General features: G+C 65.5%; 16 protein-coding genes and 1 pseudogene. 8 read left to right on the forward strand and 9 right to left on the reverse strand.

Translation table 11 applies throughout. The features are described from left to right. The first annotated feature begins 1 nt into the window (after position 1). Positions 2 to 769, forward strand: a complete 768-nt coding sequence (locus ACFQZZ_RS16425; RefSeq protein ID WP_378680744.1) for a sulfite exporter TauE/SafE family protein — start codon at positions 2 to 4, stop codon at positions 767 to 769. Positions 770 to 786: 17 nt separating this feature from the next. Here the strand turns inward: ACFQZZ_RS16425 and ACFQZZ_RS16430 are convergent, their stop codons facing one another. Then, the gene (locus tag ACFQZZ_RS16430) at positions 787 to 1,443 is read right to left on the reverse strand and encodes a TetR/AcrR family transcriptional regulator (RefSeq protein WP_378680746.1); all 657 of its coding nucleotides are present in this window, start codon (positions 1,441 to 1,443) and stop codon (positions 787 to 789) included. Between the two features lie 366 nt (positions 1,444 to 1,809). Here ACFQZZ_RS16430 and ACFQZZ_RS16435 point away from each other — a divergent pair, with 366 nt between their 5' ends. Then, positions 1,810 to 3,339, forward strand: coding sequence for a TldD/PmbA family protein (locus tag ACFQZZ_RS16435; RefSeq protein WP_378680749.1), 1,530 nt, complete (start codon positions 1,810 to 1,812; stop codon positions 3,337 to 3,339). Between the two features lie 20 nt (positions 3,340 to 3,359). Next, positions 3,360 to 4,736, forward strand: a complete 1,377-nt coding sequence (locus ACFQZZ_RS16440; protein WP_378681822.1) for a metallopeptidase TldD-related protein — start codon at positions 3,360 to 3,362, stop codon at positions 4,734 to 4,736. A 217-nt stretch (positions 4,737 to 4,953) separates the two neighbouring features. On the opposite strand, the gene ACFQZZ_RS16445 is transcribed toward ACFQZZ_RS16440, so the two are convergent. Both ACFQZZ_RS16445 and ACFQZZ_RS16450 read right to left on the reverse strand, forming a co-directional pair. Beyond that, entirely contained in the window at positions 4,954 to 5,337 is a 384-nt protein-coding gene (locus ACFQZZ_RS16445; RefSeq protein ID WP_378680752.1) for a PPOX class F420-dependent oxidoreductase, read from the reverse strand. After that, the gene (locus tag ACFQZZ_RS16450; protein ID WP_378680755.1) at positions 5,334 to 5,903 is read right to left on the reverse strand and encodes a PadR family transcriptional regulator; all 570 of its coding nucleotides are present in this window, start codon (positions 5,901 to 5,903) and stop codon (positions 5,334 to 5,336) included. Before ACFQZZ_RS16450 ends, ACFQZZ_RS16445 begins: the two co-directional genes overlap by 4 nt. A 112-nt stretch (positions 5,904 to 6,015) precedes the next feature. On the opposite strand from ACFQZZ_RS16450, the gene ACFQZZ_RS16455 reads away from it, so the two are divergent. Continuing rightward, a complete protein-coding gene (locus ACFQZZ_RS16455; protein ID WP_378680758.1) occupies positions 6,016 to 6,735 on the forward strand; it encodes a glyoxalase in 720 nt (239 codons plus the stop codon). 134 nt (positions 6,736 to 6,869) lie between these two features. Here the strand turns inward: ACFQZZ_RS16455 and map are convergent, their stop codons facing one another. Continuing rightward, complete coding sequence (gene map, locus ACFQZZ_RS16460) at positions 6,870 to 7,637, reverse strand: type I methionyl aminopeptidase (protein ID WP_378680760.1); 768 nt, start codon at positions 7,635 to 7,637, stop codon at positions 6,870 to 6,872. Between the two features lie 98 nt (positions 7,638 to 7,735). Here map and ACFQZZ_RS16465 point away from each other — a divergent pair, with 98 nt between their 5' ends. After that, on the forward strand, positions 7,736 to 7,999 hold the full coding sequence (locus ACFQZZ_RS16465; RefSeq protein ID WP_378680762.1) for a helix-turn-helix transcriptional regulator: 264 nt from the start codon (positions 7,736 to 7,738) through the stop codon (positions 7,997 to 7,999). 30 nt (positions 8,000 to 8,029) lie between these two features. Here ACFQZZ_RS16465 and ACFQZZ_RS16470 read toward each other — a convergent pair whose 3' ends face one another. After that, positions 8,030 to 8,422 carry a PPOX class F420-dependent oxidoreductase gene (locus ACFQZZ_RS16470; RefSeq protein WP_378680764.1) on the reverse strand — a complete coding sequence of 131 codons (393 nt, stop codon included), beginning with the start codon at positions 8,420 to 8,422 and terminating at the stop codon, positions 8,030 to 8,032. A gap of 133 nt (positions 8,423 to 8,555) precedes the next feature. Continuing rightward, complete coding sequence (locus tag ACFQZZ_RS16475; RefSeq protein ID WP_378680767.1) at positions 8,556 to 9,722, reverse strand: epoxide hydrolase family protein; 1,167 nt, start codon at positions 9,720 to 9,722, stop codon at positions 8,556 to 8,558. A 501-nt stretch (positions 9,723 to 10,223) separates the two neighbouring features. Here ACFQZZ_RS16475 and ACFQZZ_RS16480 point away from each other — a divergent pair. Together ACFQZZ_RS16480 and ACFQZZ_RS16485 are read left to right on the forward strand one after the other, a co-directional pair. Then, a complete protein-coding gene (locus ACFQZZ_RS16480) occupies positions 10,224 to 10,658 on the forward strand; it encodes a hypothetical protein (protein ID WP_378680769.1) in 435 nt (144 codons plus the stop codon). A gap of 11 nt (positions 10,659 to 10,669) precedes the next feature. Further along, positions 10,670 to 11,824 carry a hypothetical protein gene (locus ACFQZZ_RS16485; protein WP_378680772.1) on the forward strand — a complete coding sequence of 385 codons (1,155 nt, stop codon included), beginning with the start codon at positions 10,670 to 10,672 and terminating at the stop codon, positions 11,822 to 11,824. A gap of 114 nt (positions 11,825 to 11,938) precedes the next feature. On the opposite strand, the gene ACFQZZ_RS16490 is transcribed toward ACFQZZ_RS16485, so the two are convergent. Together ACFQZZ_RS16490 and ACFQZZ_RS16495 are read right to left on the reverse strand one after the other, a co-directional pair. After that, positions 11,939 to 12,571, reverse strand: a complete 633-nt coding sequence (locus ACFQZZ_RS16490; protein ID WP_378680774.1) for a glyoxalase — start codon at positions 12,569 to 12,571, stop codon at positions 11,939 to 11,941. 5 nt (positions 12,572 to 12,576) lie between these two features. Continuing rightward, positions 12,577 to 12,792: pseudogene (locus ACFQZZ_RS16495) on the reverse strand (AraC family transcriptional regulator); the annotation flags it as partial. A 413-nt stretch (positions 12,793 to 13,205) separates the two neighbouring features. On the opposite strand from ACFQZZ_RS16495, the gene helR reads away from it, so the two are divergent. Next, positions 13,206 to 15,377, forward strand: coding sequence for an RNA polymerase recycling motor ATPase HelR (gene helR, locus ACFQZZ_RS16500; RefSeq protein ID WP_378680777.1), 2,172 nt, complete (start codon positions 13,206 to 13,208; stop codon positions 15,375 to 15,377). Between the two features lie 48 nt (positions 15,378 to 15,425). On the opposite strand, the gene ACFQZZ_RS16505 is transcribed toward helR, so the two are convergent. After that, on the reverse strand, positions 15,426 to 16,709 hold the full coding sequence (locus tag ACFQZZ_RS16505) for a cytochrome P450 (RefSeq protein WP_378681825.1): 1,284 nt from the start codon (positions 16,707 to 16,709) through the stop codon (positions 15,426 to 15,428). Between the last annotated feature and the right edge of the window lie 24 nt (positions 16,710 to 16,733).

Here is a 16,733-nt window from a genome sequence, read left to right on the forward strand (position 1 = left end):
CGTGGATTTTGCAGACTGGTCGGCCTTACTAATTGCCGCGACCGCCGCGGGTTGGGTGGACGCGGTGGTCGGTGGCGGCGGATTGATCATTTTACCGACCCTGTTTCTGGTGGCGCCTGGGATCACCCCGCAAACCGCGCTCGGCACAAACAAATTCGCGGCGGTCGCGGGGACCGGAGCGTCGGTGGCGACCTTCGCCAGAAAGGTTCCGATGCGCTGGCGAGTGCTGCTGCCCGCCGCGGCCATCGCCGCGGTGGCGGCCGCGGTCGGCGCGGCCGCGGTGTCGCTCATCGACCGCGAGCTGTTCATTCCGATCGTGATGGTGGTGCTCGTCGGAGTCGCGGTGTTCGTCACGCTGCGTCCGACCATCGGTGTCACGATCGCCACGCATCCCCCGACGCGGCGCAAATTCATCCTGGTGGTGGCGCTGGCCGCCGGGCTCGTCGGGTTCTACGACGGGCTGCTCGGGCCGGGCACCGGCACCTTTCTGATCATCACCTTCGCCACCGTGCTCGGCACCGAGTTCGTGCGCGCGGCCGCGATGGCGAAGGTCATCAACTGCGGATCGAACGTCGGCGCGCTCATCTTCTTCGGCGCGACCGGTCACATCATGTTCGCTCTCGGTGCGGCCATGGCCGTGTGCAATGTGGCCGGTGCGATCGCGGGCTCACGCATGGCGTTGCGCAAGGGCGCGGAGTTCGTGCGGATCGTGCTGCTGGTGGTGGTGATCGGGATGGTGATCCGGTTGGGTTGGCAGCAGTTCGGCTGACCGTCGTATCGAGTTGCTCAGCCGACCGGCTCGGCGTGCATCATGGGGTTCGAGGCGAGCCAGGGTTGCAGCACCCGAGAGGTCGTTTCGTGGATGCGCCGATGCAGTCGCTCGCCGTCCTCGGCTCCGGCGTGCGGACTCTGGAACAGCACCGTCAGCGCACCGGAGACAGCGCCGACGACCGCACCGACCAACGCCGCGGCGCCGACCTCGTCCAGTTCCGAAGGAAAGGCCAGGTGCAGTTGCCTGGCGATCTCCCGTTGCGCAACCAACTGCGCATGGGCGGCACGCCCGCTCACCGCGGGCACGATTCGGGATACCTGGGCGCGCAGCGCGGCGATCCTGGCGCTGAGGTCATCGACGAGATGTTCGCCGGGATTGTCGCCCGCCGCGCGCAGCGCGCGCAGCAGCACCTCTACCGGACGTTCACCGGGGCGACGGCTGGCAATGGCCACCACCGCCGCGCGCACGCGCTCGTCCTGCTCGGGGAAGAGCAACTCTTCCTTGCTGGCGAAATAATTGAAGAACGTGCGGGTGCCGACCTCCGCGGCGGCGGCGATGTCGGCCACCGTTGTTTCCTCATAACCTCTATTCTCGAAAAGTTCGACAGCTGCCTCGAGGAGGGCGCGGCGGGTACGTTCCCGTTTACGATCGCGGAGGGCGGATGGCGGCACGCGGGCACAGTACGGCATTTGGCGACTTGGGTACGGTAAGCACGGGTTTCGCGCGTGCCGTTACCCATTTGCGATGGTCAGACCCCAATCCGTCCCGGTGTGCGACCGCGATCGGAACTTCGCCCGCCCCCGCACTTCCTACGAACTCGGGGACTTCGATCGCCAGGCAACGCAATGCCCTGCTTCGTCCGTGCTCGGCCGAACATTCGCCCATTCAAGCGTTTTGGGCGGTCGCCGAACACACGCCACACCAGGCACCCTGTGCGACTTTGCAGTTCGTGCAGGTTTGCGGCGTCGGCATAGTCGCGCGGCGTGTATGCGCGATCTCGCGCGCTCGTGTCGGTCGGTGCGACTAGGTTGGTGCGGGTGAGCATCGCGACTTCCAAGGATGTGGACGCCGAGTTCCTTTCGCTACCACTGACCGCGCTCGCCGACGCCGCGCTGTCCGCGGCGAAGGAGGCAGGCGCCGAGCACGCAGATCTGCGAGTGCACCGGCTGGTGACTCAGTCGATCCGCTTGCGCGACGGCCGGGTGGAGGCGGTCACCAATGCGACCGATCTAGGTTTCGCGGTCCGGGTGGTCGTCGATGGCACGTGGGGTTTCGCCTCGCACGCCGCGCTCACCCCGCAGGCCGCGGCCGAGGTGGCTCACCGCGCGGTGACGGTGGCGACGACGCTGCGTGCGCTCAATCGGGAGCGCGTCGAGCTCGCCGCGGAACCCCGCTACGACAATGCCCGGTGGGTGTCGTCCTATGACGTCGACCCCTTCACCGTGCCGACCACCGACAAGGTCGCGCTGCTGCAGGACTATTCGGGCCGCCTGTCCGCCGCCGATGGTGTCGACCACGTCACCGCGTCAGTGCTGCAGGTCAAGGAACAGACCTTCTACGCCGACACCGCGGGCTCGACCATCACCCAGCAGCGAGTGCGCCTGCATCCGCAATTCGAGGCGACCACGGTCGATTCCGCGGCGGGCGTCTTCGAAACCATGCGCACCCTCGCTCCCCCCGCCGGACGCGGCTGGGAGTACCTCACCGGCGCGGACGACAACTGGGACTGGAGCGGCGAACTCGCGCGGATCCCAGCGTGGCTGGCCGAGAAAGTCAAGGCCCCCACCGTGCAGGCAGGCCCAACCGATCTGGTCATCGACCCGACCAACCTGTGGCTGACCATCCACGAGTCCATCGGCCACGCCACCGAATACGACCGCGCCATCGGTTACGAATCCGCCTATGCGGGCACCTCGTTCGCAACGCCGGACAAGCTCGGCGCCCTGCAGTACGGCACCCCGATCATGCACGTCACCGGTGACCGCACCCAGGAACACGGCCTTGCCACCGTCGGCTACGACGACGAGGGCGTTGCCGGACAGCGCTGGGATCTGGTGCGTGACGGCGTGCTGGTCGGCTATCAGCTGGACCGCGTGTTCGCCCCACGCCTCGGGTTGGACCGCTCGAACGGCTGCTCCTACGCCGACTCGCCGCACCATGTCCCGATCCAGCGAATGGCCAACGTCTCGCTGCGACCGGATCCCAGCCGCGACACCACGACCGAAGAACTCATCTCGCGCGTCGAGAACGGCATTTATATCGTCGGCGACAAGTCGTGGTCGATCGACATGCAGCGCTACAACTTCCAGTTCACCGGCCAACGGTTCTTCCGAATCCGCGGCGGCAAGCTCGACGGCCAACTCCGCGACGTCGCCTACCAGGCCACCACCACGGACTTCTGGGGCTCGATGGAAGCGGTGGGCGGACCGTCCACCTGGCGGCTCGGCGGCGCTTTCAACTGTGGCAAGGCCCAGCCGGGTCAGGTCGCCGCGGTCAGTCACGGCTGCCCGTCGATCCTGGTGCGCGGCATCAACATTCTCAACACCCGGATGGAGGCGGGCCAGTGAACGCGATCGGTGCCGGACTGATGCCCGCGGGCGCGGTCGTCGAACAGGCGCTCGCGCTCTCGCGCGCGGACGAGACGATGGTGATCGTCACCGACGCCAACGAGGCCTCGCTGCGCTGGGCGGGCAACTCTATGACCACCAACGGTTCCTCGATTTCCCGCGAGTGGGCGGTGATCTCGGTTTTCCGCGACGGCCCGAACTCCGCGCGGGTCGGCAGCATCAGCTCCACCAGCGTGGACCCGGACGATATCGAGGCGCTGGTGCGCGCCAGCGAGGAAGCCGCCCGCAGCGCCGAGCCGGCCAAAGACGCGATGCCGCTGCTGACCCCCGACACCGACGACGCGAGCGACTGGGCGGAAGCACCGGGCAGTACCGACATCGAGGTCTTCACCGACCTCGCCCGCGACCTGTCCAAGGGTTTCGACGGGGCCGATCGCCTCTACGGTTTCGCACACCACCAGATCCACACCACCTGGCTCGGCACCTCGACCGGTGTCCGACGCCGGTTCGTGCAGCCCACCGGTTCGGTGGAAATCAATGGAAAGCGCGGCGAGGGCGTCGATCTGGCCAGTGCCTGGGTCGGTGTCGGCACCTCCGACTTCACCGATGTCGACATCCCAGGCCTGCTCACCGAGCTCTCCCGCCGCCTCGATTGGTCCAAGCGCCGCGTCGAACTGCCTGCCGGTCGCTACGAAACCCTGCTACCGCCTTCGGCGGTCGCCGACCTGATGATCTACATGGCCTGGGAGATGGAGGGTCGCGGCGCCCAGGAGGGCCACACCGCCTTCGCCCGCGCGGGCGGCACTCGAATCGGCGAGCGGCTCACCGACATTCCGCTGACCCTGTACTCCGACCCGAGAGCCGGCGGCCTCGAATACCGTCCGTTCGTCGCGACATCCGCCTCCTCGGAGGCGCTCTCGGTCTTCGACAACGGATTGCCCGCCCAACGTGTCGACTGGTTGCGCGAGGGCGTCATCGAATCCCTCGTCTACCCGCGTGCCACCGCCGCCGAATTCGACGCGCCCACCACGCTACCCGCCGAAAACCTGCTGCTCACCGGCGGCTCCGGCGCTGACCTCGACGATATGATCGCCCGCACCGAGCGCGGCCTGCTGCTCACCACCCTCTGGTACATCCGCGAGGTAGACCCGGCCACGCTGCTGTTGACCGGCCTCACCCGCGATGGCGTCTACCTCATAGAAAATGGCGAAGTCACCGCCGCCGTCAACAACTTCCGCTTCAACGAAAGCCCCATCGACCTGCTCCGCCGGGTCAGCGAAGCGGGTGCGACCGAGACCACGCTCCCCCGCGAATGGAAGGACTGGTTCACCCGAACGGCCATGCCACCGTTGCGGATTCCCGACTTCCACATGTCGTCGGTCAGCCAGGCGACCTGATTCTCGACTCGCGATCCCTGCATTCGTCGAGATAAGGGACCCAGAGTCCGCGGCACCGGCGACCGGACCGAAGCCGCGGCGACATGATCGCCGCGGCATGCACGTCGTCGCCGAGTCGGCATGAGTGTCACGCCTGATGACGCACCTGGTCGTCCGCAACTGGAAGTACGACCACGGGCGCCGCCCGCCGGACAAGCTCGGCGGCGCACCGGCACTCTCAGGCGGTGGGCGTGATTTCGATGCCGATGGTGCCCGCCTTGCCGCGGCGCAGGTTGCTTCCGAGGATGATCAGCGGGCCGAGCAGCCAGTACTTCTTCCTGAGCAGCTTGCGAACTCGCTCGGTGCCCTCGGCGTCCAGCACCCGGCCGGCGCCCTCGATCACCTCGCCGTGCGGCTTGCCCGAGGGGTTGCAGGGCTGCAGCGTGACGGCCGGATTGCGGCGCAGCCGCTTCACCTTCCAGCTGTCGGTCACCGTCCACACATACAGCTTGCCTTCGCTCGCCACCGCCCAGACGGCGGTGCCGACAGGTGTTCCGTCCTTACGGAACGTCGTCAGCAGCACGTAATCCGACTTGCCGACGGCCCCGAGCGTTTTGGTCATGAGGGCAGCGTATTCGGTTGCTCGGACATACGGTATTCGCCCGCCTCCAAGCGTTCGAGCAGGCCGCCGGTCCAGCCCGCCAGGTGGCCGAAGACGCCGCTCCATAGTTCGAGCAGGTCGGTGGCGTGTGGCGGTTCGTAGCGGCCCGGGAAGGTCGGGATCATGGCGAGCAGCTCGGTGCGGACCGCCTCGCTGCGGCGACGCTGTTCGCGCAGCTTCTCGACGACGTGCGCGCGGGGCAGCGCGTCCATGAAGGCGATGGCCGCGCCGAGTTCTTCCATATCAACGCTCACCAGCGCCTGGTCCATCAACGTGCGGAACTCGGCCTCACCCGCCTCGGTCACCTCGAACAGCGTGCGGCCCGGCCCCTGGTCGCTGCCCTCCGTCCCGAAGGCGCTGAGTTTGCCCTCCTGGGTCAGCTGTTTGAGCGCGTGATAGATCGAGCCGGGTTTGACGTTCGTCCACGTTTCCGCGCGCCAGGACAACAGTTCGCGGCGCACGGCATAGCCGTAGGTGGGCTGACGCAACCGCATCACACCGAGGACGAGCAGCCGCACGGCCGACATGGACGGGCTCCTTTCACAGGCACGAACGGTCATGGTACTCAAACTTGACTTCCGAAGGAATTGCACCCTACCCTTCGGTAGTCAAAATTGATTACTGCAGTGCGGAGGCAGAATGGGCGACACGGCGGTTCCGGTGCTCTGGAGCGGCAACCTGACCGACACCCTCGACTTCTATCGAGCCCTCGGCTACACCGTCACCTACGAGCAGACCCGCCCCTACAACTACGGCGCCGTGGAGGCGCACGGGTGCGCCCTGCACTTCGCCTCCGCACCCAAGGGCACCGAACTCCCCACCGAACAGGTCGGCTGCCTGGTCATGATCGACGATGTCGCCGCCAGGCACCTCGCATTCACCGAGGCGCTGCGCTCCCGCTACGGCAAAGTCCCCGCAAAGGGCTGTCCGCGCATCACCCGATTCCGGCCCGGCCAAAGCAGATTCACCGTGGTGGACCCGGTGGGCAATTCGGTGATCTACATCCAGCGCGACGAACCGGAGGAAGTCGAATACGGCGGCTCGCGCGAACTCGAAGGCCTGGCAAAGGTTTTGGACAACGCGCGCATCCTGCGCGACTTCAAGAACGACGACAAGACCGCCGTCCGCGTCATCGAGGTCGGACTCGGCCGGTACGGCACCGAAGCCCCGCGAGTGGACAAGGCAAGAGCACTGGCCGCCCTGATCGAATTGGCGGTCGCCTTGGACAAACCCGTCCGCCGCGAGGAATGGCGTGCCGAACTCAAGGCGATGGAACTGTCCGAGGCCGAGTGCGAGGCGGTCGCGGACGAACTACACGCGGCGACCGACCTGGCCGACTGGTTATCCGAAGAACACTGAGCGCCGGACTCGTTCAGACAGCCGAGCCCGCCTGCCATCCCACCACTCAGGCGGGTCTCCACTTTCGACAGCCCGCGCCATTTCCACCGCCCACACCATCCGGTATTCCGAGCACACCGAGGCGACCCGGCCCCTCAACCGACCCGAGTCAGAATCTCTGGTCCATCGGCGGTAATCGCCACGGTGTGCTCGGAATGCGCGGTACGTGAACCATCCGCCGACCGAATCGTCCAACCGTCCGGATCCGTGACGATCCGATCGGTGGTACGCGCGAACCACGGCTCGATGGCAATCGTCAGCCCCGGCCGCAGCCGATAGCCACGCCCGGCACGTCCTGCGTTCGGCACGTGCGGATCTTCATGCATGGTTCGCCCGAGGCCGTGCCCGCCGAACTCGGTATTCACCGGGTAGCCATAGCCATGTGCCACTTCCGCGATCGCGGCGGAGATATCGCCGATCCGATTGCCCGGCACCGCCACCGCGATAGCCGCCTCCAGTGCCTCCTCGGTGGCCCGCACCAGTTGCACATCCTCCGCCGCGGCAGTACCGACGATGACGCTGACCGCCGAATCCGCCACCCAGCCGTCGATTCCGATCGCCAGATCCATGCTGAGCACATCACCATCGCGCAGCACGTAATCGAACGGAAGTCCGTGCAGCACAGCGTCATTGACCGACAGGCAGACCGTGTTGCGGAACGGCCCACGCCCGAACGACGGCGCATAATCCCAGTAGCACGACTGCGCGCCGCGCTGCCGGATACGTTCCCGCACAATGGATTCCAAATCGAGCAGGTTCACGCCCACTTCCGCACGCTGCCGCAGCTCGGCCAGAATCCCCGCGACGAACTCCCCCGCAACCCGCATCCGCGCGATCTCGTCCCGGCTCTTCAGCTCCACCATCAACCCACTCCAATCGGTATTTTAATACCACCATAGCCTGCTCGGTATTTTAATACCACCTACTTGCGGTATTTAAATACCGCCCATAGTCTGATGTCATGGTTCGCCTTCCACTGACGCCCGCACAGGTCGAGGCCGGTCGCCGCCTCGGCACCCGGCTGCGCGCCGCCCGCGCGGACCGCGACCTGACCGAAACCGCCGCCGCGGCGGGCATCTCACCGGAAACCCTCCGCAAGATCGAAACCGGTCGACTCCCCACCCCCGCCTTCGGCACGATCGTGTCCGTCGCCGCCGTCCTCGACATTCCGCTGGAAGAACTCGCGGACACCTGGCGCTCCGCCGCCCTCGCCGAATCCGCCTGACCACCCGGCGAACCCGGCAGGTGGTAGCGCTTACTGTTCAGCGACGTCGCGAGGGGTGATGGCAACGCCGACCGATCGATCCGCGCCCCTGAGCAGCTTGTGCCCGCGGATGGCGAGCTTGCCGAGGATGCCGTACTTGTTCGCGACGAGGTCACGCACCCGCTCAGTGCCATCCGCGCCGAGGATCTCGGCACTACCGGCGACGATGTCCCCACCGTGGGTGCGGCCGCGGTTATCGCACACCTGCAGCGTGACGTCCGGATTGCGCCGGATGCGCTTGACCTTCCAAGTATCCGGATTGGTCCACACCACGATCCGGTCGCCGTCGGGCGCCACCCATACGGGCGTTCCGACCGGAGTGCCGTCCTTCTTGAAGGTGGTCAGCCGCGCGTACTTGCTATTGCCCACTTCATTCCAAGTCATGACAAGAACGGTAGGCGCGGTCCCCCCCGAGACATCCGTCTATGGTCAGATTCCGCGATACGCGCGGCGACGTACTTCCGCTCCTACGCGAGGCGCCGGGTCGGCATCGACCGGGCGCCCGCGCTAGCGGATGTCAACCACGAAGCTTGCGAAAGAACGTCCGTACATCATCGAGGAACAGTTTCGGCTCCTCCATCGCGGCGAAGTGGCCGCCCGAGGCATATTCGCTGAAGTGCCCGATCCGATGGTCCGGATCCATGATCTTGCGCAGCACCGGATGGCTGTTGAACACCGCCCAGCCTTGCGGCACATTCGACGGAGCCACCCAGTCGATACCGGAATGCGTTGCTTCATAAAGGAATTGGGCGGCGCTGGCACCACTCCGAGTGAACCAGTAGAGGCTGATGGTGGTCAGCAGCAGATCCCGGTCGACCGACTCCTCGGCAGTGCGGGCCGGATCCGTCCAGTCCTGATACTTCTCCGCAATCCAAGCCAGCTGCGCGACAGGCGAATCTGTCAGCGCCGGGCCGATCGAATTGGGTTGAGTCGACTGCAACACCAGATACCCCTTCATCTCCGCCCACCGCGCCCGCGCCGCCTCGATCACCGCCAGCTCATCCTCCGACAGCCCATCCGGAATCGGGAACTGTTCCCCCGCCAGCCCGAGCGACCCCTGATCGCTGTTCACATGGGTTCCGATCACCCGCTCCGGCAACAACCCTCCGAGCCGCCCGGTCACCCCCGCGCCGATATCCCCACCCTGCGCGGCAAACTTCTCATACCCCAGCCGCGCCATGAGCTGCGCGAACGCATCCGAGGTCCGGCCGACCTCCCACCCGGTAGAGGTCAACGGCGTCGAGAACCCGAAACCCGGCACCGAGGGAACCACCACATGAAACGCGTCGGCAGGATCACCACCATAGGCGCGAGGATCACTCAAAGGCCCGAGCAGATCGAGGAACTCGACCACCGAACTCGGATAGCCATGAGTGATCAACAGCGGCATCGCATCGGGCTCGGGCGACCGAACATGGAAGAAATGAATCGGCTGCCCATCGATCTCGGTGACGAACTGCGGATACGCGTTCATCCTCGCTTCCTGCTTCCGCCAATCGAAGGCACTCCCCCAATACTCGGCAAGCCCCTTCAGATACCCGGTGGGAATCCCTCTCCCCCAATCGGATTCGGCCGCCGCCGGCAGCACCGGCCACCGGGTAGCGGCAAGCCGATCGCGCAGCTCATCGAGCTCGGCCTGCGGGATGTCGATCTGGAAGGGGCGGATATCCGTTGAGTTCGTCATGAGATCCACTCTCGACGCCATTGCGGAAGACTTGCTTCCGCAATGCAAGGATTCTTCCAGATTCGTTGAGCCGACCCGACAAGCCCAGCTCGGCGCGGAGCATCACAGATAGGACTGTAACCAGGCCACCCTGATCGAGATCCTCTTCAGAGGCGCCGTGTCGCCGGAAGGTTGGGGCTTCCATCCGGCGTAGGCGAGGAAAACCCTCGCTGACTGTTCTCCACTCCGGCCCGACCTGCCGGAGTGCTGGCGTTGCACTCCAGCGGATTTCATGCCCGTCTCGACGCGATCGGGATGAAGATTCGTTGATTACCTGCACTACTTGCACTCGTTCTCAATAACCAGGCGGCCATCGAACCTTCGCCGGACCGACTCGAGTAGTCGACTACTCTTCTGCGCCCTGGAAACACCGGTCGAGAATCCGTACATATTCGAACCACGACTCGGGAACTGATCCCAGGCCGCCGATGAGCCGGCAAACGGCGCAGGGAGAAAAGAAAAATGTCAGCAATTCGCATCCTCGAGCAACTTTCATACCGCGCGTACTACCTGATCCTCGCGCTGGCGATTGCAGGTGCCATCGCGGTCGCACCGGACCCAGTGAACGAAGCTGGCTCGTATCGTCGGAACGAGAGCCTGAATACTGATGTGCACCTGGTTGCAGTCACCTTCATAACCTGCACACCCATCGGTGTCGCTACCTACAAGGACAGGGTCCATGTACGGTGCGCGGCCGCCGTGGGCGGGATACGCTTCTTCGCCGTATCCACGTCGGATGCGGCGCATGCCGCACGAATTCTGAGCGTGATATCGACCGCCCAAGCCGCAGGCAGAACTCTCGGCATCGACTACGACCCGGCTGATACCAGGGGCACTTCCTTCGGCTGTCAATCGCATGATTGCCGAACCATAATCTCAGTAGGTTTCGGTCAATAGGAAACTCTATCATGTCCCGTCGAATTCTACTGGTTAGTTTATTCGCCATCGCATCCTCGCTGGGCTCGAACGACGCCGATGCAGCTTTGTATTGGCAGCTCGGCGTGCGCGATAGCACTGTCAGTGTCTGTTTCGTCGGCGACGCGACGACAGCGAGACCCGACCGGGTTCAACAAATCCTTGACAATCTCAGGGAGTTCGAATACGCGGCAAACGTGCGGTTTGATTCATGGGGCCGATGCCCAGCAGCTACTCGATCGCCCGACGGAAATGATTTCCATGACGGCGATATTCGAGTTGTGATTCCCGGCACCAGTGTGAGCGGCACGGGGCAGGTTCCCGGTCAGGGGTGTCCAGCGACTACTGGGAATATCAACTGGGGAAGTTGGGCGAATCCGCCATCGGACCTGGAGATGAACCGCCATTGTGTCTACAATCTCAAACTCGGAGATGACCCATGGCCTCCACCGGGCTGGGCGGGCCCATCGTCGACCTGGACGCCACAGACCGGTAATCCGCCGAGTTCGACGCCCTATCTCAATCACACGTTGCATGAGTTCGGCCACGCACTGGGGCTGTCCCATGAGCATGAAAGATCCGATGCCACACCCTCGACGTGCACAGTTCCAGGCTACGGCGGCGGGGTCGTAGACGGGTTCATGACGCCGTATGACAATCGGTCTATTATGAACTATTCGTTCACGAACTGTGGAGTGATCACAGGCAACTACTCCAACTCCGGCTTGTCGGAGTGGGATAAGTTGGCTGTTCATATTCTATATCCCGAAGATCCGCACATCGCGGAGTATACCGGCACAACTGTCGTACATCCTTCTGACGTCCTGCTTATCCTTCGTTCAGCCTGGCAAATGCGCGGAGCAAACATTGACTATGTGGCGAAAGACTTCTCCTGGAAGCTGTTCGGCACGGAAGTGAGCAGGGGTCCGGTTTTGAATATCGATATATCACTTTGGCGGAACTATTTTGCAGTTCGCGGCATTATTCCGCTTGCGTCGACGTCAGTGACCTTTCCGTTCGAATTCAGCTATGTCGATTTCCTTGGGAGACACTATTCTCATTCTGGCGTGATTCGCCTTCTGAGTGACCAGGATTTCAATCGGCAGATCGCTGCACCCGTGTCTGCACTTCTGCCACTTCGGCAATGAGATTTCATCGGCCGGACAGTGGGCCGGTCCGCAAGGATGATGCAGCTCATTCGAGTTATTAGCGCAGGGACACTCCCACGTCGCGCGGTCGAGGCGTCGGACCGACCGGCTGGCTCAGGCCGGGGCGACCTCCCACGCGAACCCGTCCGGGTCGGCGAAGGTCCCGATATCGCCGCCGATGACGATCCGGTGTGACCCAGTGCCCTCCGGTGCGACGCCGGCATCTTTGGCGGCGGCACGGCGCCCGTAGAGCGCCAGCTTGACCGAAGACGGCGGGGTGTCGAACTCGACGTACTTGCTGCCGAAGCTCTTCGCCACGGCCAGGCCGCGATCGACGTAGAACTGCTTGGTCGCCTTGACATCGTCGACCCCGAGGAGCACCACGAAATCGTCCACCTCCCGGGTGACCGGGCCGGTGTTCTTCTTCGACGACGTCGCGACCTTCCAGATCGCCCCGTCCGGAGCCTGGACGACGCCGCCATAACCCCAGAAGCTCTTCTTGGCGGGCTTCAGCGTCTTCGCGCCTGCGTCGAGAGCGGTGCCGATGAGGCTGTCGACGGTGCTCGGCTGAGACACCACGAGCGACAGCATGAAGCCACGAAAGCCGGTCGTCGGCGCTTCCGAGGCGCGGACGCGCACCTGGTCGCCAAGACCGAACGCGGCGGAGTAGAAGGCGGCGGCGGCCGCGGGGTCGGAAACCTCGAGGATGACGGACCGGATAGAGCCCTGGTGAGTGGTGATGTCCATGGCAGTCACGCTAATTGCTGCTCGGTGACCGGCGCTTCTCGATTCCTGACCGGTCTGGTCACCTGTTTCGCCACGCAGGCGGCATCCGCCGTCGCGCGCGGCGTCGAGCCGTAGGTGCTGGACCGAATGCCGACGAGCTCGGTGAGAAGAGTGCTGAAGGTGCCCAGCGACGAGCATCCGGCCGCGAAGCAGACCTCGGTGACGCCGATATCGCCGCGACGAGCCCTCGATGCGAGACAGCCGACTGCGCCGGAAGGAACCCATCCGCGGACGGAATCCGCAGGGCGACTGTGCTTTTGCCGGATGCCCATGGGAGATTCTCCCGGGCCGGTACCGGCGTACGCGGCACGCCGCCGCTTCGCGAGGAGGTTGTCCGTCCACAGTGGACGATAAAGGGAAAGCGAGTATTTGCTCCTTCCCTTCTCAAGATATAGCGCACCAGGGGGCTTGCGGCAAGACCCGGGTTGTGGGCCATACTCGCTGGCCGTGGCCAGAACCTGCGGAAATGGGAGTAGCGAAATGCGGCACGATCCGCACCGACGGTGGCCGCGTGCTCGACGCGGTCAGCCGAGAAAGGCCGCCAGTGCCCGCGTGAACCGCGCGGGATCGTCGAGCCAGGGAAAGTGAGGGGCCCATGCCAACCAAGGGGTACGAAGAGGAATTGCGGTCCGAGCGGAGCTACGTGGCCGGGCTCTACACGCGACTCGACGCCGAGCGCGCGCGAGTGAAGGGTAGGTACAACGCGGCGTTGCGGGGAAACGGCGGGACACTCGTGGATCGGGAGGTCGAGGTGCGCGCGCTGGCCAAAGAGGTGACGCGGCTGGACGTGGCCGACAACGGGCTGTGTTTCGGTCGGTTGGACACCCTTTCGGGCGAACATTCGTACATCGGCCGGATCGGCCTTTTCGACGAGGAGAACGAGTACGAACCGGTGTTACTCGATTGGCGGGCGCCGGCGGCACGAGCGTTCTATGTCGCCACCGCCGCGACCCCGGAGAACATGCGTCGGCGCCGCCAGTTCCACACCCGCGGTCGTCACGTGGTCGATTTCACCGACGAGGTGCTCGGCCGCCCCGATGGTGGCGAGCGAGGGGACGCGGCCCTGCTCGCGGCGGTCAACGCGCCGCGCGGTGACGGGATGGGCGACATCGTGGCGACGATCCAGGCCGAGCAGGACGAGATCATCCGGCTCGATCACCCAGGGGTGCTGGTGATCGAGGGCGGCCCGGGCACCGGGAAGACCGTGGTGGCGCTGCACCGCGTCGCGTACCTGCTCTACACCCACCGGGAGCGAATGGAACGCCAGGGTGTGCTCGTGGTCGGGCCCAACCCGGCGTTCCTGAACCACATCGCCCACGTACTGCCGTCGCTGGGCGAGACCAACGTGGTGTTCACGACCACCGGCGACCTCGTGCCCGGACTGCGCGTCACCGCCGAGGACGCCCCGCAAGCCGCGCGGCTCAAGGGCTCGCTGAAGATCCTGGACGTGCTCGCGGCGGCGGTCGCCGATCGCCAGCGACTGCCCCAGGATCCGCTGACGCTCGAACTGACGGACGTCACGGTGCGGATCGATGCCGAGACCGCGGAGTGGGCCAGGCAGGAGGCGCGCGCGAGCGGGCTGCCGCACAACGAATCCCGCGCGGTGTTCCGCGAGATCGTCACGGGGGCGCTCACCGAACGGGCGATAGCCCGGATCGGCCGGGGCTGGCTCACCCGGGCGGACCGCGAAGCATGGGAGCAGCTGCGGGAGGACCTGCTGGAGGAGCTCGCCGACCACGACACGTTCACCGCCGCGCTCGACGAATACTGGCCGATCCTGACGCCGGAAACACTACTGGCACAGCTGTACACGTCTCCCGAACGGCTGCGAGCGGCAGGCGCCGACCCGGCGCTGTTGCGCGCCGAGGGCGACGCGTGGACGGTATCGGACGTGCCGCTGCTCGACGAACTGGTCGACCTGCTCGGCCGCGACAAGCCCGCCGACCAGAGCGCCGAGCGGGAACGGAAAGCCGAGGCCGAGTACGCCGCCGGCGTGCTGGACATCATGATCAGCCGCGAGGACCTGATGGACGACGAGGACCACCTGCTCGCCCAGGACATGCTCTACGCCGAGGACTTGGCGGATCGCTTCCTCGAGCGCGACTCCCGGGAACTCGCCGAACGCGCTGCCGCCGACCGGGACTGGACCTACCGGCACGTCGTGGTCGACGAGGCCCAAGAACTGTCCGAAATGGACTGGCGGGTGCTGATGCGGCGCTGCCCGGGCCGATCCTTCACGGTGGTGGGCGATCTCGCCCAACGCCGGTCGGTGGCCGGAGCAACCTCGTGGGACACGATGATGGAGCCGTACGTGCCCGGCCGCTGGGTCTACCGGTCACTCTCGGTGAACTACCGCACCCCAGCGGAGATCATGACCGTCGCCGCCGCGCTGCTCGCCGAGTTCGCACCCAGGGTCCAGCCACCGGAGTCGGTCCGCGCGTGCGGCGTTCAGCCCTGGTCCAGGCAGGTCACCGAGGTCGAACTGCCCACTGCCATCGAGGAATTCGTTCGGGACGAAGCCGGCCGCGAAGGCACCAGCGTCGTGATCGGGCCACCGGGTGTGCCGGGCGCGGTGGTGGCGTCGGAGACGAAGGGTTTGGAGTTCGACGCTGTCCTGGTCGTGGAACCAGAACGGATCCTCGCCGACGGTCCACGCGGCGCGGCAGAGCTCTACGTCGCCCTCACCCGCGCCACCCAACGCCTCGGCGTCCTGCACCAGGGCCCATTGCCGCAGGCCCTGACCGGACTCGCGAGCGCTTCGGTGTAGGCCGGGTGGGAGACCCCCGGATGGTGTCACCAACGTCATCTGCAACAGCTAGTCGGCAGATAGCTTGGCGGGCATGGAGCGGTAGCTGTTCAGGTTCACGAGGCCACGCGGGATCGGCGGGCCGTCCAGGCGCAGATCCGGATACCTCTCGAAGAGGGCTCGCAGTGCGACGGCGCCTTCCAGTCGGGCAAGGCTGGCTCCCAGGCAGCCGTGCACCCCGCTGCTGAACGAGAGATGCTCCGCGGCATTGGCTCTGGTCACATCGAATCGTTCGGGATCGGGGAAGACGGTGGGGTCCTTGTTGGCGCCCGCCAGCAACAGCAGGACCAGGGAACCGGATTTGACGTGCTGATCGGCGATGTCGACGTCACAGCTCGCGATGCGGCCAGTTATCCGTATGGGACCGTCGTAGCGCAGGATTTCCTCGACCGCGCCCGGCCACAGCTCCGGCCGCGCCGCCAGCATTTCCAGCTGGTCCGGATGGCTTGTCAGCAGGGCGATTCCGTTGCCGAGCATGTTCACCGTCGTCAGGAATCCGGCGTCCAGCAGCAGGGCCGCGTTGGCCACCTGCTCGCGGTGGGTGAGCTCGCCACCCGTCACCAGCATGCTGAGTACGTCGTCGCCCGGTTCGGCGGTGAGCCCGGCGATGTGCTGGTCGAAGTACCGCTCCCCCTCGGCCAGGTCTTCGATGGCGCGGCGGAAAGTGCTCCAGGTCAGGCCTCGGTCGAGCAGCGGCGCACCGGTGTCTCCCCACTTCAGCAGGGTCGAATGCATGTCAGCGGGCAACCCGAGAATCTCGGCGATGATCGCGATGGGCAACTGCGCGGAGAAGTCGTCGATCAGATCAGGTCGCGGCGTCGATTTCAGGCGTTCGAGCAGGTCATCGGTCACTTCGACAACCCGCTCCCCCAGTTTGGCTATCGCCTTCGGGGTGAATGCCTGCCCGACCAGGCGGCGGTAGTTGGCGTGTTCCGGCGGATCGGTCACCAGCATCGAGGGCGGTTCCGCGAGGTTGGGAAGTTCCAGATCCGTCTTGGTCAGCACCCAGCGCATCGGCTTCGGCAGCGCCCGATTATTGGGCGTGACCACGCCGAAGCGACGGTCCCGCAGGATGAGCCGGCACAGTTCGTGGTCCGCGGTCACGCGCACCCTCGATACCGTGGGCATACGGCCCCGCTGCCGGATCTCCTCGATGGAGCGCGGCGAGCCGAGCCCGCGATCCGGACCGGCCAGGATCTGCGCGAGGGGATCGCCCCGACGCGCCGCCCACAGGAGATAGGACCGTGACAGGCGATGCAGGACCAGCCACCGAATCCACGCGCGCGTTAACATAGTCACCTCGTCACCTCCCACGCC

Source organism: Nocardia sp. GCM10030253 (assembly GCF_042675075.1).
Classification (GTDB): domain Bacteria; phylum Actinomycetota; class Actinomycetes; order Mycobacteriales; family Mycobacteriaceae; genus Nocardia.